The organism is Aliiglaciecola sp. (assembly GCF_039982535.1).
Classification (GTDB): Bacteria; Pseudomonadota; Gammaproteobacteria; order Enterobacterales; family Alteromonadaceae; genus Aliiglaciecola.
On record NZ_JBDWYG010000039.1, the window covers coordinates 48,117 to 71,203 of the forward strand.

Sequence of the window (23,087 nt, forward strand, 5' to 3'; positions counted from 1 at the left end):
ATTAATTATATAGATATAATATTATATCTATTTGATAAGTTGTAATCAAGTGTGATCAAGGCTAGGAACAAGTGTCATTAACTAGACACCCATCGTGTCATTAACTAGACACCCATCGTAAAAAAACAAAATTAGACTTTGCCGTTGACTGCTTTGGTGTTTTTACTGCTGTTACAAAGGTGGGTTCTATAAGAAGACAGCAACTAGACACCCATCGTAAAAAAACGAAATTAGACTTTGCTGTTAACTGCTTTGGTGGTTTTGCTGTTGTTACTAATGAGGGTTCTATAAGCGCCTAGATAGGCTTCTATTTTAAATGTCTTCCACCATCGAGGTGTATAGTGCGCCCAGTGACGTAACGGCTTGCAAGCAGCCATTCAATGGTATTGATGGCTTCTTGAAATGAGCCTTCGGTTTGCATCAAGGATTTATTCCTAGCTTTTATTTTATAACTTGCATCATCATCTTCGTTAAACGCTAATAGGGCTGGGGCGATAGAGTTAACTTTAATCTTTGGGCTAAAGCGCTGGGCGAATGACAAGGTTAAATTTTCTAGTGCCGCTTTGCTGGCAGCGTAGGCTACATGCTTTTTGCTACCTTTAGATGCGACATAGTCACTTATATGAATGATGTCAGTAAACTGATGGCCATTTTTAGGTGTAAGGAGTGACTTAAAGGCTAAGTTTAACTGGTAAGGGACTTCAGCATGGATGGTCATCATTTTAGAAAATATCTGATGATAACTGGCAAAATCTAAAACTTGGTTATCATCATTCCAATCTGATGCGTTGTGAATTAAGCAGTCTATGGCGTCATTGTTGCTGATAACTGCATCGATAAACGCCAGGGTTTGCTGTTGATCGTAAAAATCTACCTGATACAACAGGGCTCCTTTTGCCTGCAAGTTGTTGATAGATTCTCTTTCGGTCCGATAAGTACCTATCACCTTGTATTGCTTAGCCAAAAAGTGCTCGGCCAAACACAAGCCCAAGCGTTGCCCTACGCCAGTTATAACTACCGTTGGCATTTATTTTAAAAACTCTTGTCGGGTAATGGCGTTTTCTTTAAAACTGCCGCCAAGTGCTGTGGTTGTAGTATAAGAATTAGTGTCCATCACGCCACGGGATTTAACGCAATAATGGGTAGCGTTGATTGATACTGCTACGTTGTCGGTATGCAATAACGTTTGTAGCGCCACTAAGATTTGTTGAGTTAGGCGTTCTTGTACTTGTGGGCGCTGGGCAAAAAATCGAACAATACGATTGATTTTCGATAAGCCAATAATGCTGTCGTTGGGTATGTAAGCAACACGGGCTGTGCCATCTATAGTTACAAAGTGATGCTCGCAGGTACTGGTTAAGCTAATTTTGTCTACTTTAACCATTTCATCAAGATTCATCTTGTTCTCAATGGCTGTAACCTTCGGAAAGGTTTTGTAATCTAAGCCAGAAAAAATTTCGTTAACGTACATTTTGGCGAGCCGATGGGGAGTTTCGCACAGGCTGTCGTCAGCTAAATCTAAGCCCAGTGTGGTCACGATTTTGGTAAAACTGTCTTTAATTTTGGCGTACTTTTGTTTGTCGGTCAGTTTATTGTCGATCATTGGGGTTTCTAAGCCACGCTTAACCAATGCATTTCTGACCATCAATGCTTCTTCGCTGATTTGGTTAGAGGATTCGTTTTCACTAGCAATGCTCAAAGTAGCTGTTTGTGATGTCATGATTATTTCTCCTGTGAACTGTTGCTGTGAATATCGAGTGACAATGATACCGAATCTGCAAAGCGCAGTGCATGAGGTTTATCTATTTTGACTTTAGCATAGACAACGTCTTGGTGTTCATTACAAATATTGAGTACATCTGCAACCAGCTTTTCGAGCAATAAAAAGCGTCCAGACTCCACATGTTTGATAATGGCTTTGGTGATGGTTTTGTAATTGAGGGCATCGCTTACCTGATCTTCCAAACATCCACTACTAAGAGGATAGTGAATTTCAGCATTAATCACTATGTCTTGTTGTTTATTTTTCTCTTCGTCATTGAACCCGATATAGGTTCTGAGCCTCAGGTTAGTTATTTCGATAATGGCGTTCATCTTAGTGGACGAACCCTTAGACAACTGATGAACTGAGTTATCTGTTAAAGCGAAAGCAGGAGCATTCATTGCACATCTCTTCACTGTTTTTTTGTAATGTTCTAAATGTACGCCCTTAATTTGATTTTGGTTCATTTTAAGAGCAACTGGATTGTGCGGGATCATACTTACTTAATATTGGTTTTAAATACAAAATTTTGATTTTTTGTACAATAACTACAAATAAAAGCCTGTAGTTTTCACTAAACAGGTATATTTTGCCTTGGTTTTAAAAAGTGGTCATAAACGAACACCGACGTCAGTAGTATTTACGTCTCTGTTCAAGATGGTGTATCTACTGAAAAAGCCCAACAGAATATTGAACAATTGCTGCGTGAGCGTCGTCGCATTGCTGCAGGTGCTCACCCAACTATTAGGTGCCGTTGCTGCTGTCAGTCTGCTGGTGGGAGGTATTGGCATCATGAATATCATGCTGGTGTCTGTAACCGAACGCACCCGTGAGATTGGTATTCGTCTTGCCATTGGCGCACTGGAGCGGGAAGTTCTACTGCAATTTCTGGTAGAAGCTGTTGTTTTGTCTTCACTAGGAGGCATTGTGGCGGTTGCTTTTATTTTCTCTGTAGTAGTCGGTGTGATTTTCGGTTACTTCCCAGCACGCAAAGCCGCACGCCTCGACCCCATCGAAGCACTGCGCCATGAATAACCTCAGGCTTGGTTATTTATAGTTTTGATGAGCGCTTTTCCAAGCCAACTTGTTCCCTTAGGCTAAAGAAGCGAAGTGGGCAGAGTTCAATATGTTGTTATCTTTAGGTATTTATTGATAATGATACCTAGCTAAATAATAAGCATTAGTGCCTTGGTGTGTTGGGGAATACTTGCTTATGTTTGGTTTCAAAACGCTCTGATTTACCTAAGTTAAAGGGCTATATTTTCCAGTATTGAGATATATTTATGACCGACATAACTAACATTATCCTCATAACATCCATGGACGATGGCGCTTGGGCCAATAGTGATCATGGAAATGCCGATATTTTGTATGAATATTTGCGCACCAACTATCGTGGAGAATCCTTAACCAAAGTTGATCACCATGGAGGCGGAAACAAAGGAATGACCTGCGATATATTCATGGCTGGCATCGATTATATTGATAAAGATAAGCTTATTGAGAAGTTCAATAGTATTCAATGGGATAGGCCGGAGAAAGTGCAGCTATTAATTAAGGGAAGAAAAGATGATGTCTTTTCTGTCTACCGCCCCAAAACATAAGCGACTCTGGACCGTCGGGCGGCGCAGGCATATCGTCTTCTGTGGGCGTCAAAACGCTTAACCTATTATATTCTATTTAACTCATAGGTCGCGGTTTTATATCTTTCTTCGAGCCAATGACTGCTTTTCCCCATCTTTAACTATTTTATCTCCTCTAAAACCCTTTATTTTGCGATTGTTTTATCAAAACTCAGGTATAGACAAGTTTGTCGAAAGTTGTCATTTTCCGGCGCTGTAGACTAGTCTTGAATGGGCATTTTAATCGATGCTGTTGTGCTTACGGCTTGTGTCGGTTGTACTTTGAGTTAGTTGTACTTTTGGTTAGTTGTAGTTTGTGCAGGTTACGGTGCAACAACACAAAGTGTGGACCATAATTTGTTAAAAAAGGGCTGTTAAAAAAGGACATGTACCTCCCTCTGTTTAGAAAGCACCTCCTAAATAATCTGAAGAGGCTAAAGTGGCTAAATAAATACAACTAAAAAATTAAAAGGAATACGAAAAATGGCTCTAGAAAAGAAAACATTTAGATCTGGACCCTTTGCTGATTTTATCGCCCAAGGAGTGCAAGTAGGCAACATACTTTATATGTCAGGACAAATTGGAATGGACGACGAAGGCAATGTGGCTGACGGAGTATTAGCGCAAGTTGAATTGGCTTATGAGAATTTGAAATTAGTTTTGGCTGAGTTTGGGGCAACCATTGAGAATGTAGTGGATGAAACCTACTTTGTTACTGATGTTGAAGAGCTAATGAATAACGCCGAAGTTGTCTACACCGCAAGGGAAAAAGCGTACGGTGGCACTCCAGAGGTATCTCAGACAGTATTACAAGTTGCAGCCCTGGTTGATCCAAGGCTCAAATTAGAAATTAAGTGCATTGCTCACCTTAACTAGATTTACTAAAGTGCTTTTGTCCTCAAATTAGCATTAAAATTTGATGCCATTAGCACTACTTTGAACTCTTAAGGAAATCAAAAACAAAGACTCGTGGAGGTTTAGCTTCGAGGGTTAAACACCAGTCGTTGTGATGCTTTTGGAGTGTCGATTATATTCTTTCCGTCGAACACTTGTTGTCCATTCACCCATGTACCTTCAATGCTAGAGGTAAATTGGTGGCCATTAAAGGGAGTCCATTTACATAAATAACGGCAATTTTCATTGGTCACTTTGGTTGGTTTTTGTAAATCGACCAAGATGAAGTCGGCAAAGTAGCCCTCTTTAATATAACCACGTTGTTCTATGGCATAGCGCTTAGCTGGGTTGTGGGCGGTTTTTTCAACCACTTGTTCCAAGGTTAAACGCTGGTGATGGACGTGGTCGAATAGGCTTAATAAGGCATGCTCAACTAGGGGTAAGCCTGCGGGTGCCTGGTTATAATGACCTCGCTTTTCTTGCCATGTGTGTGGGGCATGATCAGTGGCGATAATATCGATTTGGTTGGAGTGTAGGGCTTGCATGATGGCATCGCGGTCACTGGCTTTTTTTATCGCAGGGTTACATTTAATTTGGTTTCCAAGTTTGGCGTAATCGTCTTGGCTAAACCATAGGTGATGCACACAGGCTTCGGCAGTAATGGTTTTGTTTTCTACAGGTCCAGATTCAAACAGGCCGAGTTCTTTGGCGGTGGTAATGTGTAGCACGTGTAGGTTGCTGTTATATTTTTTAGCGAGAGAAACAGCGTAAGAGGATGAGGCGTACACTCTTGCCGTTTTATCAACTCGTAATTTGACGCGAAAGCAACGCTTTCCATCGAATGTGAACTATCTTTTTAATTTTGTTGGGAGTAAATTTACTCCATACTCAGACTAAATATCTATTGGAAATTACATTCCTCAAGCACTTAATTGAACTCTTACTAGAATAAAAACACAAACAACTACCGAGATTAATAAGTGATAAATCTCTTTTTCAGCGTTCATCGTGAAATCCCTTGTGGGCAGTAAAGTGCTCTCTTGATTCTTTCCTAAAGATGAAATGTTGCGAATTTAGATTCAGTAATCAGCCCGAGTGTTTTATTAGGCTAGCAATGGTGAGATTGCAGTTTTTTAGGTAGGAATGCGATAGTTTTGGAGTAAATCAGGCATTCAATTGGCATGGAAAAAGGGGAAGTTTTGCTTTTGTTTGACGGCAAGCTACATAGTGGTCAAATTCGAGGAAAGTATTGTATTTAAGGGCCCCAGCCTTGATAGATAAAAGCTATCTCCAATTACAGTTGATATATGTAGAGAAATATTTAGACTCAAATTGTGATATTATCACATAAATAATTACAGCAAGGCGTAGGTGCAATTCTTTGAGTAATAATGTGTGATTTATGCATGCAGTGCTATCTTAATAGAGAGTGACTGAGCGTTTTGGCTAAAAATTTGAACCGTCCTTAGGTTTGGTTCTCAACATCAAGATCCGACGGGACAACGAACTTATAGGAGAAATGTCTACATTATGTTTACTAAAGAAATGGTACATATGGCACTGCAAACCTGGTGTGACAATGTCGTTAAAGTTGGAAAAGTTTATACTGAAGGAGGCGATGTTCAAGCATTTTCTCTTCAGGTGCTATCTGATAGTTATGATTACGACAATGGCCACGTATTGTTTAAGCCTACGTTAACGTTTGGTCAGCAGACCTTTCGTCCTACCAAAGAAGGTGCTCTTTCTTATTTTGTAGGCGGGAACAGTGACTTTCCCGACGATAAAGGGTTCAAACTTAAGCCTTGGGTAAAGGTTTGGTTTAGTAAAGAAGATTTTATTTTGCATGGCGACCTAGCGATTGTGCAGTGTAACGTACACTTTATCGGCGACGACGACAGCCATATTTTTGTGAACAAAAGCTTCGTATTTAAAGAATGTGAAGATGGCAAGACTCGCATAATTTTGCACCAATCTTCATTGCCTTATCAGCCTTAAATTTAACAGCCGCCTTTTGCCACGTGCTTCAGAGTCAATCTAGCCGTGGCAAAAGTTGCGGCTCAAAATCCGCTATTCAAACCAACCCACAAGCAACCTTAACTTCTTAAACCGCCATCCCCTTTCTTTATTAAGACACCCATCTTTAAGGCTAATAGTTACAGTTACTTTTTATTGAGACACCCATCTTTAAGGCTAATAATTGCAGTTACTTTTTATTAAGACACCCATCTTTAAAACTAATAGTCACTGAATACCATTCAAAAGAAAACTAACAATGAACTTTGCCTGTGTATCCCTTCGGTTAGGACTTTATTTTCATATTTTAAATAGTACCTTCTCTTTTCTTTACTATGGGTGTCTTGATAAACCTTAACTCAAAAGCAATGACATTTGTCATGGTGAATTGGTGACAAAGTACACTGCTTTTAGTTTTTATATAGGGATAAAGTTAACTCTCAAATAATCCGAGGGAACAATCATGAAACTAACGAAAATTTTCGCCTTATCACTCTGTTTAATTAGCTTAAGTCATTCGATTTTTGTCAGTACTCAAAATACTGAACAATCAACTCAATATAATAAAGAATATGAAGCATTTAATGTCGAGGTCTTTGGTCAGGGAAAGCCTATAATTTTAATTCCAGGAGTCTCTTCTTCTGCCTCTGTTTGGAAACAAACCGTTGAGTACTTTTCTGATAGATATCAACTTCACGCCCTTTCTTTATCTGGGTTTGCGGGTGTAAACGCGGCACCAGCTGAAGTGGTAGGTGCTAATTTTATAGAATTCCAGAAGAACGCTATTTCAGAGTATATTCGTTTAAATAAATTAGAAGACGTGGTGATTGTCGGTCATTCTCTTGGTGGTACTTTAGGTTTGTGGCTAGCAACAGAAAATCATCCACAAATTTCGGCAGTGGTGAATATTGATGGGCTGCCGGCTTTAGGTGCGTTAATTGGCAACCAACAAGCATCGAGTAGCGAAACGCCTAGATCTTTCGACCCTAAAAGTATGGTCAAATCGATGGCACATAATGAAGCTTGGCACCCTCAGATGTTGAATGAAATGATGACTTCTGATCCCATGACGTCGGGAAGGGCATTCGGTGAATTGATGCAATTAGATCTAAGAGATAAGCTTGTAAAAATTGAACGCCCTGTACTAACTATTGCCGCACCGGCACAAGCTGAGCCTTACGTAAGTTATGATGTAACTAAAAATAATTACCTGACTCAAATGGCTAATATTCCCGATAATTTAAAATATTTGGTTTATGCCAAAAGCGCTAAGCACTTCATTATGGCTGACGAACCTGAGTGGATGTTCAATCAAATAGAGTTGTTCTTGTCTAGTCTTTAGCTCAAAATGTGGCCTATAGCTTAGAGTTACTTAATGCTTGTCACTAGACAATCTGTTGTATGTCGAAAAGGAAAATATAGCGTAATAGATTGGAGGGTACTAATTTGGATACCACATTGCTGACTATCCTGGTTTTTGGGTTCTTAATGAGCTTGATCGCTATCATCGGTGGGTTATTTATCTTATTGCCAGAGAAAGTTTTGAAGCGTTGGCTAAAGCCTATCGTTGCATTTGCAGCTGGTTCGTTGATAGGCGGCGCTTTCTTTCATATGCTCCCCCATGCACTAAGTACTTCACAACCGACAATATCGATACTAGTCTGGGTGGTCGTCGGTTTTACCGCATTTTTTGCCCTTGACCAACTTTTGGAGTGGCATCATTGTCACCGTATGCCTTCCGAACATGTGCAGCCTTTAGGTCCTTTGTTGTTGATTGCTGATGGGGTTCACAATTTCCTTGGAGGCCTTGCCATTGGTGCTATCTTCGTTGTGGATATTCGGGCTGGAATAGCTGCATGGATCGCAGCTGCTTTACATGAAATCCCTCAAGAAATCGGCGACTTCGGAGCGATGGTCCATGCTGGCTATTCACGAAGTAAAGCACTGCTTTATAATTTTATCTCTGCATTAACTTTTCCCCTAGGTGGGGTGATTGCGTATGGTGTAGGGCAACATATCAATGTGTATTTTCTCGTAGCCTTAGGAGCTGGAAACTTTTTATATATAGCAGGTGCAGATCTTCTTCCAGAGGTGAAACAGTCGGAGCAGCTTTGGGAGACAGGCGTTAGATTTTCATTTTTTGTTTTGGGTGTTTTTGTACTTTATGCAGTGACACTTTCTTAGTTGGACAGCCATATTTACTTGGTATAGTTTTTAAAAGTTTTTAAATATGACATCCATGATTGTGTGGTAATTTCTTCCAGATGCTCTAGGCTTTAATTAACCTAAACAACCATGGATGGTTTGTTATGCCTCAGTCACGTAAATCCCAGATTAGCCTTATTGATACACCTTATTACCACTGTGTTTCGCGATGTGTTCGTCGCTCATTTCTGTGTGGGGAAGACAAGTTGACGGGGCAAAGTTACGAACATAGGCGAGACTGGGTTGAGCAACGTTTACTTTATTTAGCCTCTGTTTTTGCCATTGATGTGTGTGCGTATGCGGTGATGAGTAATCATACCCATATTGTGTTGTGTGTTGATAAAGAGCAAGCCGATAAGTGGTCGTCAAAAGAAGTGGTTTTTCGTTGGCATCAATTACATAAAGGCACCTTCGTTAGCCAACGATTTATGCGTGGCGAATCGCTCAATGAAACGATTAAAATTTATCGTCAACGTTTGTACGACATTAGTTGGTTTATGCGAAACCTGAATGAATACATCGCCCGAGAGGCGAACAAGGAAGATGATTGCACGGGACGGTTTTGGGAAGGGCGTTTCAAATCCCAAGCATTGTTAGATGAACCCGCGGTACTAGCTTGCATGGCTTATGTGGACCTAAACCCTATTCGGGCCAGAATGGAAAACACACCTGAAACCTCCAAACACACCTGAAACCTCCAAACACACCAGTATCCAACAACGCATAGAGTGTTTAATCACAGGAGAGCAACCTCGAAATCTGATGCCTTTTGTGGGTCATCACAAACAAGGCAAGTCAAAGGGGATTGCGTTTAGCTTAATTGATTACTGTGAACTTATAGATAGCACAGGTAGATCCATTCGAGATGATAAGGCGGGTCATATAAAGAATCGAAACAGCCCGATTCTAGAGCGCCTTGGGTTAAATACTGAGCAATGGATAAGCCTTACTACTGAGTTTGAGCAACATTTTCATTCAGCGGTCGGCAGTGAACATATGATGCAACAATTTAAACAGCATACAGGCCATCGACGAATACGCGGGATGGCAAAAGCCAGAGTGCTATTACAACACGCCAGATAACCTCTATAGCTAGCTTTGATTAAATCATCCCGCTAGGTATCGATTCTCGCTGCCTGCCATTTGCACTCAATCACAACTACAGCCTAATAAAGCCAAAGTAATTCAAAACTCTCAGTCAACTTTCAATTTCAACCTACAAAAACACCCTGTTTAGGTCACCTTGGCGTGTTGGGGAGGTCAAAGCGAAGAGTGTCTTAGCTTGGGTGTCTAGTTAATCCGGTGGCTGTCTCAATTGACCTCAATTGACCAAGTAATTTGTATATAGCGTTATAGTTACAACTACCTTAGTATATATTCCATAAATATTAGTTACTTAGTTTGAATTTGCTTTAGGTGAAGTCGTTTAGACTCAACAATGACTTTGGTTTAGCGGTTTTATGCTAGGGCGTTCAACAATGGATTGCAGCACAATGGAAGAACAAGCGAGTAAAGTTCGACGTAGTTCAAACTTAATTAAAGGTTTTATGACACTTGTGGTGGTTATGCAAGTCACCCAATTTTATCAAACCAATACAATTGATATGGGGTCTGTTGCTGGGAGCGTTGCTATTTTATCACTGCTTCGAGCTTTGCTCTTATCCCCACTTTTATTAGTAGCTCCTCTTAGGCGGTGGTTTAAAGAAAATGTTAGGTTTTCCCAAGAAAGCCATAAATATCTTCTGTTAGCATTCATATTAATTTTAGTCAGTGCGATTTAAACGTATCTTTAATAAGTACCTAATAAACTGAACAAAGCTACTGCTTTTGTCCCTAAATTATTGACTTAATATGAAAGCTGGAAATGACATACAAGGAAGTGAAAATGAAAGTTGGCACAAAGCGTTGGTGGACAATATTAAGCCCTAAAGAGAAAAAATAACTATTGGTTTTTGCGGCATTTGTTTTTGTTTTAATACTCCTCTGGTCAGGAATCAAAGTGGGATAGGTTATAGGCCGGGTTATTACCATGTAGTTGTTAATTTATTTCTTTAAAGCGCTATAACCTTTGGAAATATTGAAGGAAATAAAATGGAGCTCAATCAAGTAACCTTGCCCGTAAAAGATATGGATGTATCTGTTCAGTTTTACCTTCTTCTTGGGTTTACACTGATAGTCCATACGCCACACTATGCACGCTTTAGTTGTCCTGAAGGTGATGCCACATTTTCACTTTCATTAGATAAAAGTAATTTTGAAAATCACTCAGTTATTTACTTTGAGCACAAAGCGCTAGAAGAGCTTTGCCAAGACCTTACAGAAAAAGGCATTGTGTTTGAACAACAACCCACTGAGCAGCGCTACCTATGGAAAGAAGCCATTCTTACAGATCCCTCTGGCAACAAAATTAAGCTCTATTGGGCGGGGGAAAACCGTCTAAATCCTCCATGGAAAGTGGGCAAAAATAGTTAACAACCCAACGGTTCTCTTTACAAAGACACCCATCTTTAATAGGTAAGCTAAATTCTTGGACTGTCTAACTATGGGTGTCTTCGTAATTGTTATTGATTGGCCATTACGATGGGTGTCTACGTATATGTTTACGTATATGTTGATTACTTTGAATTCTTCGCCGTGTTCTGCTATCACTCCTCATCTAAGTTGCATAATTTACTTCAATAAAACGCTAATTTTTCTTGGGCTTACTGGGTTTGAATCAACAAATAGAAATACATCGAATTTTGTAAGGAAATAAAGTTACTTTAAAAGTAGAATGAGTATTTTCTTATATAATTCAGAGTATTAGCTAGGGCCTAAAGATGAGTATAAACTTAAAGTATAAACAGTCGGATCGGGAATGTAAGAACTGTGAACATAAATTACATGAAGTTAGGCGAGGTGCGCCAATGCTTCCTTGGGCCTTTCTTATCGTCATTGCAACAGGACTTTCTATTATGTTAATGGTAAGCGGAATGACATGGGCGCTTGTTCTTGGTGTTGCTGCTTGGCTTGCACCTGCAGTTTTAGGTAAAGATATTTTTATCGGTTGGAACTGCGAATCTTGTCAAACAGAAATCATTAAAAAAGTTTGATATTTCCTTAAGAAATAGAATGTTAACCGGCTCTGCTCCAAAACACCCTATCCCTGCATATTTTAAAAGGCGGGGTGTTAGGCAATATGGGGGTGATGACTTAGATGGGGACTTTGTTACCCTGGCTGATAATGGTAACAATGTTGTTGATAATCTAGAATGAAAGTCCAACTGATCTTAACTGGGGGCCAATAAATGCGTACCGTTATTGTTTTAGGAGCCACTGGGCTGGTCGGCAAAAATCTGGTTAATCGATTAGTCTTAGATAAGGATGTTAATAAGGTTATTGCTGTAACGCGGCGGCCAATTGAATATCAATCTAACAAGGTTACTAACCAAGTTGTTAAGTTTGACGAACTAGACAAATACGCTGACATTTTTACCGGTGATGTGCTTTTTTCATGTCTAGGTACAACCGTCAAGCAAGCTGGCTCTGTGCAAAAACAGCGAAAAGTTGATGTTGAATATCAGTATCAAGCCGCCAATATAGCCGCAGATAATGGCGTTCATCACTACATTCTTGTCTCATCTAGTGGCGCTAATGCAAAAAGTGTCAGTGCTTATCTAAAAATGAAAGGCGAATTGGAAGATGCCGTTGCTTTGTTACCCTTTGCACGAATAAGCATTTTGCAGCCTTCACTCCTTATTGGGGAACGGGACAACTTTCGTTTAGGAGAAACCTTGGCAAGTTGTCTACTTCCAGCGTTATGCAAATTGCCGTTTTTCAAACGTTACCGGCCTATCACCGGCGATGAAGTAGCCAAAAAGATGGTTTCAATTAGTCATTCTGCAAAAACGGCTAAACAGGTATATCGACTTGATGAGCTTTTTAGTTGATTATTTAGATTCAACTCACCCTCAAACACCTTGCACAACCTTAGGCTATATTAAAAGTTGGCCACAATAAGTCAGGAGAGAATTATGAAACCGTTTTTTCTATTGATACTATTTTTAAGTGGATGTGCGAACCTGCCCACTCCCGAACTAACACAAAAAGCAGAAAAGCCAGCCATGGAGCTTGGTAATTTTTCTGTCAGTCTTGCAGTGAAAGATATCGCTGAATCTCGAAAGTTTTACGAAAAGTTAGGATTCGCAGTGAGAGGGGGGGATCAGCAGCAAAATTGGTTAGTTCTCCAAAATGGAAGCACGATCATTGGTTTGTTCCAAGGCATGTTCGTACAGAATATTATGACGTTTAACCCAGGTTGGGATAACGATGGCAAACAATTACCTGCATTCACCGATGTTCGCCAACTGCAAAAATCCATCAAAGCTAAAGGAATTAAATTGCTTACCGAAACTGATGAGTCAGGCACGGGCCCTGGGTTTTTTATGTTAGAAGATCCAGATGGAAATCAGATATTGATAGATCAACATGTACCAGCCATATAGCCATATTTTGGACTAAATATGAGCCCAAATAAAGCTGCTCACTCCAGCCATGAGATGGGATACTTAAGCTTGATTAGACGAGATGTACCTTCAGGAGTAGAAGCCCCTTGGTAAACTTTAACCAAAACAATGAATACTGGTCAGAAACCTTTACCGAGCTGGATTTATCTGATGAAGAGGTTTCTGGCAAAGAGTTTGAAGGCTGCTCGTTCGATAAGTGTAACTTCAGCAACAGCGCTTTTAATCGCTGTGTTTTTATCGATTGTGAGTTTACTGATTGTAATTTAAGTAATATCAAAATTGATTTCAGCACCTTTTCAGATGTGAGTTTTCGAGATTCAAAGCTAATTGGTATTGATTGGACAAAAGCGGCTTGGTCAGAGCTAATATACAACTCTCCCGTAAGCTTTCATACATCGATTCTTAATCATAGTTCGTTTTATGGACTCTGTTTACATGACTTAGTGCTGCAGGGGTGTAAGGCCATTAGCGTTGATTTTCGAGAAGCTGACTTTAGCCATGCAAACTTCACTTTCACAGACTTGCAAGGGAGTTTGTTTGATAATACAAATTTGACTGCAGTCGACTTTTCAGACGCCACCGATTACCACATTGATATTCACCGCAACACACTCAAAAATGCTAAATTTAGTCGCTTTGAGGCGGTTAGGCTTCTAGAAAGCCTAGATATTCAGCTTGTTGACTGAATGCAGTGAGTAAAAATTAAGTTAGATTTTGTTGTACATCAGCCTTTCAGTTAAGGGCAATTTGGGAGCGTTATGAAAATAGCTAAGTGTTGTGTATTAGTTTTAAGCCTATTAGTTAGCAGTGGGTTATATGCCAAAAATAACCCTGAAATAATTGCTAAAAGTAACTTCAGCATTGGAGAGTCCATTGAATTTCGATCGGTTATTTTGGATGAAAATAGAACCCTTAATATTTACCTCCCCACTGATTATGACGCCGCTAGCAATAAAAAATACCCAGTTATTTACCTGCTTGATGGCTCGGCCTCAGAAGATTTCATTCATTTATCCGGTTTAGTACAGTTTGGTTCGTTTTCTTGGATAAATCAGCTGCCAGAAAGTATTGTTGTGGGAATTGAGAATGTTGATAGAAAACGTGATTTTACCTATCCCAGCAGCAATAGCTTAGATCAAGAGGAGTTTCCCACCAGTGGTGGTTCTGCGTCTTTTATTCGATTTATCGAAGAGGAAATCCAACCATTAATTGAAAAAAATTATCGTATTCAATCACCTAAAACCATTATTGGTCAGTCACTTGGTGGTTTATTAGTAACTGAGATTTTGTTTAAGAACCCCAATTTATTTGATAACTATATTATTATCAGTCCCAGCTTGTGGTGGGATGATGGCTCTTTGCTAAAGTTCACAGCATTAGAAGCCAGTTCGCCGAAATCCATTTACATTGGTGTCGGGAAAGAAGGCGAGATAATGGAACAAGCAGCCAACGCTTTATATACAAAAGTTGACGTTAATAAGCCTGCAAACTACCAGGTTTACTTTAATTATTTTGAGCAGCTTAGCCATGGCGATACATTGCACCTCGCAGTTTATGATGCCTTTGATAAGATCTTCAAAAACAAACAAAACCAATAATCTTAAAGGCATGATCTAGGAATACTGTATGGGGCTATTTTAGTTAATCGCCCTTTCAGAACTTTGTTCCAAACAGATGAGTTTAACGATGATAGTCAGGGTTTAACTTTTCCAGCGAGCTTGCATAGTGCATTGATTTGCTCGTATAAATATCAACAAAGATAAAACTCGAAAGTTAGCGGACCAAAGCCTTAGCCAATTAGCAGGTTAAAATACCCAGTAACGAATTAATTTAAGAGAGCCTTATGAAAAAGAAAATTATTGCAGCTTTACAGATTGGTTCGTCTCCTCAAGGAACGGCGCACACGTTACAACGGATCTTAAGTTACAGGGAGCGTATTCTCGAATCAAAATGTGACTTGTTAGTGCTGCCTGAGGCACTTTTAGGGGGCTACCCTAAAGGAGCAGACTTTGGCACCCGAGTAGGCTATCGAACAGAACAAGGCCGAGAAGACTTTTTACACTATTGGCAGCAGGCAATTGATATTGATGGTCCTGAAGTATCAGAGTTGGTTGAACTGGCAAAAAGTTGCGGTACCTCAATCGTAATAGGCATTATTGAACGTGGGGGCTCAACCCTTTATTGCACAGCCTTATTCATTAGCGAAAAAGGTGAAATTAATAAACATCGTAAGTTGATGCCCACCGCTAGTGAACGTTTGATATGGGGTCAGGGTGATGGTTCTACATTGCCGGTATTAGACGTATCTGCAGGGCGCATTGGCGCAGCCATATGTTGGGAGAATTACATGCCGCTATTACGCTCAGCCATGTATGCCAAAGGTATCGAAATCTGGTGTGCACCTACGGTAGATGACCGTGATATATGGCAGGCAAGCATGCAACATATCGCCTATGAGGGGCGCTGTTTTTTAGTCAGTGCTTGTCAATATCAGCCTTCACCCACGGCGGAAACCCGTATGGATGCAACTTGGCCAAAAGATAAACCGCTAATTCGAGGTGGAAGTGTGATTATTTCTTCCATGGGCGAGGTTGTTGCAGGTCCCTTATACAATGAAGAGGGGTTAATTAGTGGTGAGATAGATTTAGACGATATTATTAAAGCCCGTTATGACTTGGATCCCGCTGGACACTATTCTCGTCCGGATATTTTTCAGCTAACGGTCAACGAGCAGGCCCGCCCAGCACTGACAATTGTTAACAGTGAGACTAAAAAAGATGATTGATTACTAACCCTATAATTAGCAATTAGTGATGTTTTACTTGGCTAAAAATGGCACAATATTAGGCTTTCGTTTTTGCTTAATTTGGCAAACCATTTTCATCATTAAGTCGAGTTGTATCATTTGCAATATTCACAGCGAGCGCAGGCCATTTCTCCGTTTTTTGCCATGGCCTTTGGGGCGAAAGCCGCAGAATTAGAAGCCCAAGGTCATCATATTGTTAAGCTAAACATTGGCGAGCCGGATTTTGGCGCACCGCCAGAGGTATTGCTAGCAATGCAGGAGTTGGCAACTACTGCGCCCCTTCCCTACACCTCAGCGTTGGGGCTGCCGGAGCTTCGAGAAGCTATCGCCGGGTTTTACAAAACCGCACATAACGTTGAGCTTAATCCTAACCGTGTGGTTGTTACCGCTGGCGCTTCTGCGGCGCTGTTATTGTTGTCTGCAGCATTTGTGGATGCTGGTGATAATGTCATTATGGGCGATCCCTGTTACCCCTGTAATCGTCAGTTTATTAAGAGCTTTGGTGGCAATGTACAATTAGTGCCTACCCAAGCTCAGTCGCGTTTTCAGTTGAATATGGAGTTGCTTGAAAAACACTGGCAACAAGGAACACGCGGGTTGATGCTTGCGACCCCGTCTAATCCTACTGGTACGGCTGTTGCCCCCGATGAATTAGCGGCAATGTGTGAATTTGCAAAACAACGTGGTGCTTGGCGGATCATCGATGAAATCTATCTAAACCTTCACCACGGTGACAGTAATACCCAGCCGGTCACGGCTTTGGCATTCGATGATGAAGCCTTAATTATCAATAGCTTTTCCAAGTATTTTGGGATGACTGGGTGGCGTTTAGGGTGGTGCGTGGTGCCTGAACGTGCGGTTCCTGTGATGGAGCGTATGGCACAAAACTACTATATTTGTCCGTCGACCTTAGCTCAAAAAGCTGCATTGGCCTGTTTTACACCTGGCTCCATTGCGGTATGTGAATCACGCCGTGATACCCTCAAATCTCGCAAACAATTGGTTCTAGCCGGGTTGGAAAAATGTGGTTTAGATGTGCCAGTGCAACCCGACGGTGCGTTTTACGTTTACATTGATGTGAGCCCCACGGGACTCTCGGCTATGGATTTTTGTGACCGTGCATTGCAAGAGGCTCATGTGGCCTTAACTCCAGGTAATGACTTTGGTGATTATCACAGTGACCATTTTGTGCGTTTGTCATTTGCTTCGGCTGAATCCGAATTAGAAGAAGGGTTGCAAAGGCTGGCTCGGTTTATGGAAAATATCCAGAGTTCAAAATAAGCCTTAGCGGAGAGCACTATGAACTGCACCACAGTAGAACTGATGTTAATTGCCGGATTCTTTGTGTCCTTGTTGTTGGCCAACTTTGCGTCTTGGCGGATGCGCAAATCTGCCAATATCGACGGCTACACCGGAGCACAGTGGAAGTTTGGGTTGGGTGACGCCAACTTACCTTACAAAAAGCTGATGTTATCAAGCAACTTTTGGCGATGGGTTTCTATTTGGGCATTTGTGGCTGTCGTGGTCTTTGGTGGCGCTATTGCCATATTAAACGCCAAAGGCAGTCACTGCTTCGGGATTTCAACTTAGCACGCAGTTAGCCTTCACGTTTACCCTCTATAGCGCGGATTTTAGAATATATTTCTTCCGCTTCATAAGTGAGCTGAGAGTAACTTTTGATGTCGCCATTACGTTGGGCATGCATAGCCTTTTCTAATTTCATGGCATGTTGTTTCTTAAGTTTTTTAGTTGGGTCGCGGTTAAATATTGAAAACATGCAATTACTCCTTTTATGTTGATTTTCCTACGTATAAACACCCAAAAGGTTTAAAGTTAATGCTAGTACTCTTTAATTTCCCCATGTTTCCCATGAAATAATAGACAACGAGAATTCGCTGAAATTCCCATTAGAAGGAAGACTAATCAAAATAGGGCCAAATATTGGTAATAAATAAGGTATTAATGTGTATTTAGCGCGATCTTTATGGTTTTTTAGTGTGCTGTTTGTAACCGCATGCACAACGGGAAAACTTTCCTACATCGATGAAAATGGTAATGAAACCTTAGCCTGTGACGTCGAGTTTGTTGGTTTGCCCAGTGTTGATAAGTATGCGGTAGAGTATGCATTAAGCCTGTGTGCCAAGGCCTTGGTTAAAAAAGGGCGTAGCATAAGAGAAACGCACCTTTTAGACATAGATACAAGTATTCCTGCACCACCTTGTGGTGAAACTTGGACTCATCAAAAAGCAAAAAAAGAGTATAAAACGGGTGAGCTGTCTAACAAAGAGTACGGCTACTTAGTCGCGCATATTGATTTGGGCTTAGCGGTTGTCAATCGCTGCAATTAGCTTTGCAGCGAGATAGCAAATTGTATTTCCCCAACGCTTAGAATAAAGAATAAAATTTGCTATTTTAGAGTTGCTGCTATCCATAGATAATTTTACTATTCACTCAAAGTAATGGTTGTCGTTAAACTATAAAGTAGCCACACCGCAACTGCCAAACCAATCAACACAAGGAGAGTTACATGAATGATAATAAAGAAGAATATTGGGGAATGCCGTTAAATACCTATTGTATGCTTATTCATTTGAGTCAGCTAACGAGTATTATCATTCCAGGCTTGGGATTTATTTTACCTATCGTCATGTGGGCGACTAACAAAGATAAACATGAGCTTATCGATCAGCATGGCAAGATCACTGTTAATTGGTTAATTAGTCTTTTTATTTATTCCATAATTTGCGGGATTTTAATAGTTGTCCTTGTTGGCGCGATTGGTCTTATCATCTTGGCGATACTTAATTTGGTGTTCGCCATAATTGCTGCCATCAAAGCCAATAATGGTGAGCTATGGGTATATCCCCTTAGTATTAAGTTTCTTAAATAGTGTATTGAATCGAAACTTATTAATACGAGTTAAAGTCCAAGTCGTTATGGGTAGCTTTCTTACTCTTGGCGGCTTGCACCTTTTAACTTCCAAGCCATAAAATTCATAATATACCTCAAGGAGGTTATACCCCATGTTGATTACTCGTCTGTTTTCTAGCACAGCTTTTTTCCACCCTACTAGGGTTGCACGCTGGGCATTAAAAGGTGTAATTGTTTTGAGTTTTGTTGTGTTAGCTGGATGCAGCACAATCACCAATGAAGCCAATGCTTCAGCGGACTATGATGTGGCCTTTACTTGTATGAACGGCGAGAATTTGCGGGTTCGATTTTATACTGATCAAGAAGTGGCTGTGTTAGTGAGAAATTCGGATGAAATAACCTTGTCTCAGCGAAAGAGTGCGTCGGGATTTATTTATAGTAATGGCCCCAACACCATTCGTGGGAAAGGTGATAATTTAACCGTTGAAATTGGTAGAATGATGCCGATTCAGTGTGTTAAGCAGCCATTATAATATGACGGCCTATAAGTAAGGTCGTGTCTAAGCTATCGCTAATATATAGCCACAACAATTACCGTCAATAGCGTTTTTACTGAGGTTTAAAATGACAGATTCAGCCATTCAAATTGTATGCTCAAGTTGTAATGCAAAAAACCGTCTTCCTAAAAGCAAGCTTGCAGATAACCCTTTATGTGGGAAGTGCGGTAAGCCGATTTTGTCAAACCGCCCTATTGCTGCAACTGACCAAAACTTTAACCGTTTTATTACCCAAAATGGCTTACCCGTGGTGGTAGACTTTTGGGCTGATTGGTGTGGTCCATGCAAGCAATTTGCGCCTACTTTTGAGCAAGTAGCGGGCGAGATGTCAACTCAGGCCTGTTTTGTAAAGTTAGACACCGAACATAATCAGAGCACGGCTGGTGGCTATCAAATACGTTCAATTCCTACTTTAATGATATTCCACCATGGTAAAGAAATCGCGCGTTTATCTGGAGCCTTACCAGCAGCTCAATTTAAACAATGGCTAGGACAAAACTTACCTGACGTTTAACACCTACTCCAAGCGATGATGATGGGCTTGGATGGGCTCGGGAAGTGGTTTTTCACCTAATATATCCAACAGGTTTATTTCAATTGTGCGCGACATGGCATGTAATGGCAGATCATTGGCCGACACACCAAATGGTTCTTCTAATTCTTCACTTAACGCGTCCAAGCCAAAAAACGTATAAGCAATTATGGCGCTGAATAACGGCGTCATTAACCCTTGAGACGCAACAATACCAAATGGCAATATAAAGCAGTATAAGTAAGCAGTGCGCTGGACAAGTAACATATAGGCGAAAGGCAGTGGGGTATTTTGGATACGTTCACATGATGCCTGTACATCCGCCATGGCCGTCATATGTTCATCCATTTTTAGCATTAAAAAATCAGATAGGCTGTTTTGGCGTCGGCACTCCCCTAACCTTATTGCAATTAAACGCAGAATCCCATCGGTTAAACTTTGTGCATCTCGCAAATATTGCATATCTTTTTGTGCAACATAAGGTTCAATATCCGGCCAAGGATCGGACTTTCGTAATTGATGACGAAGAGCGTGGCTAAAGGCAATAACCAGATTGATAACGTACTTTTGGGTTTCCGCACCTTCTGGTTGCTTGCTGTCAACATAGGAAATCATCTGGCGGGAGAGGCTACGAGAGGCGACTATGAGTTTGCCCCACTGTTTACGTCCTTCCCACCAGCGGTCATAGCTTGCATTATTGCGAAAACCAAGAAATAACGACAAGGCTACGCCAAATAATGCCACAGGTGCGAGGGTGAAGTCGGGAAATGCCTCAGGGTAAAAATGTTCGGCACCTGCAACACCGGCCCCTAATAAGGTAATAAAGATAATTCTTAGATAGATAAGCGGTAAAACAGATCCTCTTATTATAAAAAACAAGCGCAGTGAGTGGGGATTATCACGTATAATCATAGGTGCCTCTATCTGAATAGTTGTATGCCATTATAATGATATAACGAGCAAATTTCAGCGAACCTTACTATTAGGAGCTAACATGAAAACCGCGTCGTCAGGGAATGGAAAATCCCCTTCATTTGATCCACAAGATAGCCAACGTATTGAAATCAGTTCGCCCAAAGAGTGGGCTGCTGGGATTCCTGCGGTTATTTCTGCCTATAAAAATGTCACATCCAAAGCTGGTCCGTTTAAAGGTACGCGCCTACTGTCTGATTTGAATCAAATTGAAGGCTTTGATTGTCCCGGCTGTGCTTGGCCAGATCCTTTAAACAAGCGGGCTACCTTTGAGTTTTGTGAGAATGGTGCAAAAGCGGTGGCCGATGAGGCTACCACTAAACGTGCAGATGCAGAATTTTTTGCTAATCACAGTATCCGTCAGCTAGCAGAGAAATCCGACCGCTGGTTAAACGACCAAGGTCGTTTGGTTGAGCCCATGTGGTTGCCCGAAGGGGCTGAGCACTATCAGCCTATTGATTGGGAAAGTGCCTTTGAGCTTATCGCCAAACAACTAAATGCATTAGATAACCCTAATCAAGCCGCTTTTTATACCTCTGGGCGTACAGGCAACGAAGCGGCGTTTTTATATCAATTATTCGTGCGTAAATTTGGCACCAATAACCTACCAGACTGCTCGAACATGTGTCACGAGTCCAGCGGAGTGGGCCTAAGTGAAACTATTGGGGTAGGAAAAGGTACAGTTAGCCTCGAAGATCTAGAGCATGCCGAGGCGATATTTGTATTTGGTCAAAACCCAGGGACAAATCATCCACGGATGTTGGGCACACTGCAGGATGCAAAACGTAATGGTGCAAAAATTGTTGCCATTAACCCTTTGGATGAAACTGGCCTCAAACGATTCAAAAACCCCCAGGAAGTGTCCGGTGTTATTGGTAATGGCACCCCATTACGTGATTTATATTTACCGGTGAAAATAAACGGTGATGTGGCGCTGTTAAAAGGTTTATGCAAAGTTTTAATTGAACGTGACAACTCGGGTCAGCCGATATTGGATCATGAATTCATCGCGCAGTATTGCCATGGATTTGACGCTTTTAAAACCGATATTGAGCAAACTAGTTGGCAAGATATCGAAGATGGCAGTGGCTTAACCCAAGCCCTTATTGAGCAAGCCGCAGACATTGCCTGTCAGTCGAAAAAGACAATTTGCTGCTGGGCAATGGGCATGACACAACATAAAAACGCTGTGGCCAATATTCAGTTAATGACTAACTTTTTAATGTTACAAGGCAATTTAGGCAAGCCCGGTGCCGGTGTTTGTCCCGTACGAGGCCATAGTAATGTGCAAGGTGATCGTACTATGGGGATTTGGGAAAAACCTAATCCTGAATTGCTCGATGCTTTAGAGGCTGAGTTTAGCTTTAATCCACCACGGGAAAATGGTGTGGATGCCGTTGAAACTGTGTATGGCATGCAGCAAGGGCAAATTAAGCTGTTATTTGCCTTGGGCGGAAACTTTTTCCGAGCCATGCCAGATCATCAAGTCTGTGAACAGGGACTCAGTCAATGTGAGTTAACGGTGCAGGTGTCGACTAAACTGAATCGCTCGCATTTGTATACGGGCAAACAAGCATTGATTTTACCTGCTCTAGGGCGCACTGAAATTGATACCCAAGTGAGTGGCGTGCAAACCATCACGGTTGAAAATTCTATGGGAGTTATTCAAACCTCCCACGGCAAAATTCCTCCTGCATCTGATTTACTGAAAAGTGAAGTGGATATTATTGCCCTACTCGCTCAGCATACCCTTAAAAACGATAGCCTAAACTGGTTAGCTTTACGTGATGATTATCGCCTTATTCGTGACCATATTGGCAATGTGATCCCAGGTTTTGAAAACTTTAACCAGCGTATTGATGAATTAGGTGAGTTTGTCCTTCCCAATGGCGTCAGGGATGCCCGTGTGTTTGTTACGCCTACGGGTAAGGCAAACTTTAAAGTGCACAGTATCGACAATGTTGAGGTACCGGAGGGGTGTTTGTTGATGATGACTATTCGAAGTCATGATCAATTTAATACAACTGTGTACACCAACAATGACCGTTATCGTGGTATTCGCGGTACTCGTAAAGTGTTGTTTATCAATAAACAGGATATTGCAGAGCTAGGCTTGCACAGCGGGCAAAAAGTGAATATTCGCAGCCATTGGCCAAATGATAAAGCCAGTATCAGGGAAGTAACCGATTTTGAGTTGGTGGAGTATGGGATACCCAGAGGTTGTGCTGCTGCCTATTATCCTGAAACCAATGATTTGATCCCCATTGACAGTGTGGCAGATAAAAGTAACACACCAGCTTATAAGTCGGTGGTGATCAGCTTGCAGGGGAGGGAGTAATTTAACTTAG

27 protein-coding genes and 1 pseudogene are annotated in these 23,087 nt (G+C 41.1%); 22 read left to right on the top strand and 6 right to left on the bottom strand.

Annotated features, from left to right (window positions below; genetic code table 11):
* Positions 1-307: 307 nt before the first annotated feature.
* The 3 genes from folM to folX are packed head-to-tail and all read right to left on the bottom strand — an operon-like array spanning position 308 to position 2,094.
* On the bottom strand, positions 308-1,027 hold the full coding sequence (gene folM, locus ABJV04_RS11845) for a dihydromonapterin reductase (RefSeq protein ID WP_348491719.1): 720 nt from the start codon (positions 1,025-1,027) through the stop codon (positions 308-310).
* Complete coding sequence (folE, locus tag ABJV04_RS11850) at positions 1,028-1,720, bottom strand: GTP cyclohydrolase I FolE (protein ID WP_348491720.1); 693 nt, start codon at positions 1,718-1,720, stop codon at positions 1,028-1,030.
* 2 nt (positions 1,721-1,722) lie between these two features.
* Positions 1,723-2,094 carry a dihydroneopterin triphosphate 2'-epimerase gene (gene folX, locus ABJV04_RS11855; RefSeq protein WP_348491989.1) on the bottom strand — a complete coding sequence of 124 codons (372 nt, stop codon included), beginning with the start codon at positions 2,092-2,094 and terminating at the stop codon, positions 1,723-1,725.
* A gap of 262 nt (positions 2,095-2,356) precedes the next feature.
* On the opposite strand from folX, the gene ABJV04_RS11860 reads away from it, so the two are divergent.
* The 3 genes from ABJV04_RS11860 (at position 2,357) to ABJV04_RS11870 (ending at position 4,260) form a co-directional block, all read left to right on the top strand.
* Positions 2,357-2,797, top strand: coding sequence for an FtsX-like permease family protein (locus ABJV04_RS11860; RefSeq protein ID WP_348491721.1), 441 nt, complete (start codon positions 2,357-2,359; stop codon positions 2,795-2,797).
* Between the two features lie 248 nt (positions 2,798-3,045).
* On the top strand, positions 3,046-3,366 hold the full coding sequence (locus ABJV04_RS11865) for a hypothetical protein (protein ID WP_348491722.1): 321 nt from the start codon (positions 3,046-3,048) through the stop codon (positions 3,364-3,366).
* Positions 3,367-3,867: 501 nt separating this feature from the next.
* Entirely contained in the window at positions 3,868-4,260 is a 393-nt protein-coding gene (locus tag ABJV04_RS11870; RefSeq protein ID WP_348491723.1) for a RidA family protein, read from the top strand.
* 101 nt (positions 4,261-4,361) lie between these two features.
* Here the strand turns inward: ABJV04_RS11870 and ABJV04_RS11875 are convergent, their stop codons facing one another.
* Complete coding sequence (locus ABJV04_RS11875) at positions 4,362-5,006, bottom strand: amidohydrolase family protein (RefSeq protein WP_348491724.1); 645 nt, start codon at positions 5,004-5,006, stop codon at positions 4,362-4,364.
* Positions 5,007-5,808: 802 nt separating this feature from the next.
* Here ABJV04_RS11875 and ABJV04_RS11880 point away from each other — a divergent pair.
* The 14 genes and pseudogenes from ABJV04_RS11880 (at position 5,809) to ABJV04_RS11945 (ending at position 17,397) form a co-directional block, all read left to right on the top strand.
* Positions 5,809-6,273, top strand: a complete 465-nt coding sequence (locus ABJV04_RS11880) for a hypothetical protein (RefSeq protein ID WP_348491725.1) — start codon at positions 5,809-5,811, stop codon at positions 6,271-6,273.
* A gap of 481 nt (positions 6,274-6,754) precedes the next feature.
* Positions 6,755-7,633 (top strand): alpha/beta hydrolase, encoded by an 879-nt coding sequence (locus ABJV04_RS11885; protein ID WP_348491726.1) that lies wholly within the window; start codon positions 6,755-6,757, stop codon positions 7,631-7,633.
* A gap of 116 nt (positions 7,634-7,749) precedes the next feature.
* On the top strand, positions 7,750-8,475 hold the full coding sequence (locus tag ABJV04_RS11890) for a ZIP family metal transporter (protein WP_348491990.1): 726 nt from the start codon (positions 7,750-7,752) through the stop codon (positions 8,473-8,475).
* Positions 8,476-8,600: 125 nt separating this feature from the next.
* A pseudogene (locus tag ABJV04_RS11895) lies at positions 8,601-9,579 on the top strand (transposase).
* Between the two features lie 410 nt (positions 9,580-9,989).
* Positions 9,990-10,277 carry a hypothetical protein gene (locus tag ABJV04_RS11900; RefSeq protein ID WP_348491727.1) on the top strand — a complete coding sequence of 96 codons (288 nt, stop codon included), beginning with the start codon at positions 9,990-9,992 and terminating at the stop codon, positions 10,275-10,277.
* A 310-nt stretch (positions 10,278-10,587) separates the two neighbouring features.
* On the top strand, positions 10,588-10,968 hold the full coding sequence (locus tag ABJV04_RS11905) for a VOC family protein (RefSeq protein ID WP_348491728.1): 381 nt from the start codon (positions 10,588-10,590) through the stop codon (positions 10,966-10,968).
* 347 nt (positions 10,969-11,315) lie between these two features.
* Positions 11,316-11,588, top strand: a complete 273-nt coding sequence (locus ABJV04_RS11910) for a hypothetical protein (protein WP_348491729.1) — start codon at positions 11,316-11,318, stop codon at positions 11,586-11,588.
* 195 nt (positions 11,589-11,783) lie between these two features.
* The gene (locus ABJV04_RS11915; RefSeq protein ID WP_348491730.1) at positions 11,784-12,425 is read left to right on the top strand and encodes an NAD(P)H-binding protein; all 642 of its coding nucleotides are present in this window, start codon (positions 11,784-11,786) and stop codon (positions 12,423-12,425) included.
* Between the two features lie 84 nt (positions 12,426-12,509).
* On the top strand, positions 12,510-12,980 hold the full coding sequence (locus ABJV04_RS11920; RefSeq protein ID WP_348491731.1) for a VOC family protein: 471 nt from the start codon (positions 12,510-12,512) through the stop codon (positions 12,978-12,980).
* A 107-nt stretch (positions 12,981-13,087) separates the two neighbouring features.
* A complete protein-coding gene (locus ABJV04_RS11925) occupies positions 13,088-13,687 on the top strand; it encodes a pentapeptide repeat-containing protein (RefSeq protein ID WP_348491732.1) in 600 nt (199 codons plus the stop codon).
* Positions 13,688-13,759: 72 nt separating this feature from the next.
* On the top strand, positions 13,760-14,599 hold the full coding sequence (locus ABJV04_RS11930; RefSeq protein ID WP_348491733.1) for an alpha/beta hydrolase-fold protein: 840 nt from the start codon (positions 13,760-13,762) through the stop codon (positions 14,597-14,599).
* A 245-nt stretch (positions 14,600-14,844) separates the two neighbouring features.
* A complete protein-coding gene (locus ABJV04_RS11935; RefSeq protein ID WP_348491734.1) occupies positions 14,845-15,786 on the top strand; it encodes a carbon-nitrogen hydrolase family protein in 942 nt (313 codons plus the stop codon).
* Between the two features lie 120 nt (positions 15,787-15,906).
* Complete coding sequence (locus tag ABJV04_RS11940) at positions 15,907-17,088, top strand: aminotransferase class I/II-fold pyridoxal phosphate-dependent enzyme (protein WP_348491735.1); 1,182 nt, start codon at positions 15,907-15,909, stop codon at positions 17,086-17,088.
* Positions 17,089-17,106: 18 nt separating this feature from the next.
* Positions 17,107-17,397: a hypothetical protein gene (locus ABJV04_RS11945; RefSeq protein WP_348491736.1), complete on the top strand. Its 291-nt coding sequence runs from the start codon at positions 17,107-17,109 to the stop codon at positions 17,395-17,397.
* A 7-nt stretch (positions 17,398-17,404) separates the two neighbouring features.
* Here ABJV04_RS11945 and ABJV04_RS11950 read toward each other — a convergent pair whose 3' ends face one another.
* Positions 17,405-17,584, bottom strand: a complete 180-nt coding sequence (locus ABJV04_RS11950; protein ID WP_348491737.1) for a DUF6435 family protein — start codon at positions 17,582-17,584, stop codon at positions 17,405-17,407.
* Positions 17,585-17,771: 187 nt separating this feature from the next.
* On the opposite strand from ABJV04_RS11950, the gene ABJV04_RS11955 reads away from it, so the two are divergent.
* The 4 genes from ABJV04_RS11955 to trxC all read left to right on the top strand — a co-directional run bounded on the left by ABJV04_RS11955 (position 17,772) and on the right by trxC (position 19,749).
* Positions 17,772-18,155, top strand: a complete 384-nt coding sequence (locus ABJV04_RS11955; protein ID WP_348491738.1) for a hypothetical protein — start codon at positions 17,772-17,774, stop codon at positions 18,153-18,155.
* 179 nt (positions 18,156-18,334) lie between these two features.
* Positions 18,335-18,697: a DUF4870 domain-containing protein gene (locus tag ABJV04_RS11960; RefSeq protein WP_348491739.1), complete on the top strand. Its 363-nt coding sequence runs from the start codon at positions 18,335-18,337 to the stop codon at positions 18,695-18,697.
* Positions 18,698-18,830: 133 nt separating this feature from the next.
* Positions 18,831-19,211 carry an MliC family protein gene (locus tag ABJV04_RS11965; RefSeq protein WP_348491740.1) on the top strand — a complete coding sequence of 127 codons (381 nt, stop codon included), beginning with the start codon at positions 18,831-18,833 and terminating at the stop codon, positions 19,209-19,211.
* A 91-nt stretch (positions 19,212-19,302) separates the two neighbouring features.
* The gene (gene trxC / locus ABJV04_RS11970; RefSeq protein WP_348491741.1) at positions 19,303-19,749 is read left to right on the top strand and encodes a thioredoxin TrxC; all 447 of its coding nucleotides are present in this window, start codon (positions 19,303-19,305) and stop codon (positions 19,747-19,749) included.
* Between the two features lie 3 nt (positions 19,750-19,752).
* Here trxC and ABJV04_RS11975 read toward each other — a convergent pair whose 3' ends face one another.
* Entirely contained in the window at positions 19,753-20,679 is a 927-nt protein-coding gene (locus ABJV04_RS11975; RefSeq protein ID WP_348491742.1) for a bestrophin family ion channel, read from the bottom strand.
* Between the two features lie 82 nt (positions 20,680-20,761).
* On the opposite strand from ABJV04_RS11975, the gene ABJV04_RS11980 reads away from it, so the two are divergent.
* Positions 20,762-23,077 carry an FdhF/YdeP family oxidoreductase gene (locus ABJV04_RS11980; RefSeq protein WP_348491743.1) on the top strand — a complete coding sequence of 772 codons (2,316 nt, stop codon included), beginning with the start codon at positions 20,762-20,764 and terminating at the stop codon, positions 23,075-23,077.
* The last annotated feature ends 10 nt before the right edge of the window (positions 23,078-23,087 follow it).

Coding starts and splice junctions, on each gene's coding strand:
- ABJV04_RS11930 (WP_348491733.1), top strand. CDS start 13,760: ATGAAAATAGCTAAGTGTTGTGTATTAGTTTTAAGCCTATTAGTTAGC.
- ABJV04_RS11905 (WP_348491728.1), top strand. CDS start 10,588: ATGGAGCTCAATCAAGTAACCTTGCCCGTAAAAGATATGGATGTATCT.
- ABJV04_RS11950 (WP_348491737.1), bottom strand. CDS start 17,584: ATGTTTTCAATATTTAACCGCGACCCAACTAAAAAACTTAAGAAACAA.
- folE (WP_348491720.1), bottom strand. CDS start 1,720: ATGACATCACAAACAGCTACTTTGAGCATTGCTAGTGAAAACGAATCC.
- ABJV04_RS11915 (WP_348491730.1), top strand. CDS start 11,784: ATGCGTACCGTTATTGTTTTAGGAGCCACTGGGCTGGTCGGCAAAAAT.
- ABJV04_RS11885 (WP_348491726.1), top strand. CDS start 6,755: ATGAAACTAACGAAAATTTTCGCCTTATCACTCTGTTTAATTAGCTTA.
- ABJV04_RS11945 (WP_348491736.1), top strand. CDS start 17,107: ATGAACTGCACCACAGTAGAACTGATGTTAATTGCCGGATTCTTTGTG.
- ABJV04_RS11975 (WP_348491742.1), bottom strand. CDS start 20,679: ATGATTATACGTGATAATCCCCACTCACTGCGCTTGTTTTTTATAATA.
- ABJV04_RS11935 (WP_348491734.1), top strand. CDS start 14,845: ATGAAAAAGAAAATTATTGCAGCTTTACAGATTGGTTCGTCTCCTCAA.
- trxC (WP_348491741.1), top strand. CDS start 19,303: ATGACAGATTCAGCCATTCAAATTGTATGCTCAAGTTGTAATGCAAAA.
- ABJV04_RS11980 (WP_348491743.1), top strand. CDS start 20,762: ATGAAAACCGCGTCGTCAGGGAATGGAAAATCCCCTTCATTTGATCCA.
- ABJV04_RS11865 (WP_348491722.1), top strand. CDS start 3,046: ATGACCGACATAACTAACATTATCCTCATAACATCCATGGACGATGGC.
- ABJV04_RS11920 (WP_348491731.1), top strand. CDS start 12,510: ATGAAACCGTTTTTTCTATTGATACTATTTTTAAGTGGATGTGCGAAC.
- ABJV04_RS11880 (WP_348491725.1), top strand. CDS start 5,809: ATGTTTACTAAAGAAATGGTACATATGGCACTGCAAACCTGGTGTGAC.
- folX (WP_348491989.1), bottom strand. CDS start 2,094: ATGAACGCCATTATCGAAATAACTAACCTGAGGCTCAGAACCTATATC.
- ABJV04_RS11910 (WP_348491729.1), top strand. CDS start 11,316: ATGAGTATAAACTTAAAGTATAAACAGTCGGATCGGGAATGTAAGAAC.
- ABJV04_RS11960 (WP_348491739.1), top strand. CDS start 18,335: ATGAATGATAATAAAGAAGAATATTGGGGAATGCCGTTAAATACCTAT.
- ABJV04_RS11965 (WP_348491740.1), top strand. CDS start 18,831: ATGTTGATTACTCGTCTGTTTTCTAGCACAGCTTTTTTCCACCCTACT.
- folM (WP_348491719.1), bottom strand. CDS start 1,027: ATGCCAACGGTAGTTATAACTGGCGTAGGGCAACGCTTGGGCTTGTGT.
- ABJV04_RS11900 (WP_348491727.1), top strand. CDS start 9,990: ATGGAAGAACAAGCGAGTAAAGTTCGACGTAGTTCAAACTTAATTAAA.
- ABJV04_RS11870 (WP_348491723.1), top strand. CDS start 3,868: ATGGCTCTAGAAAAGAAAACATTTAGATCTGGACCCTTTGCTGATTTT.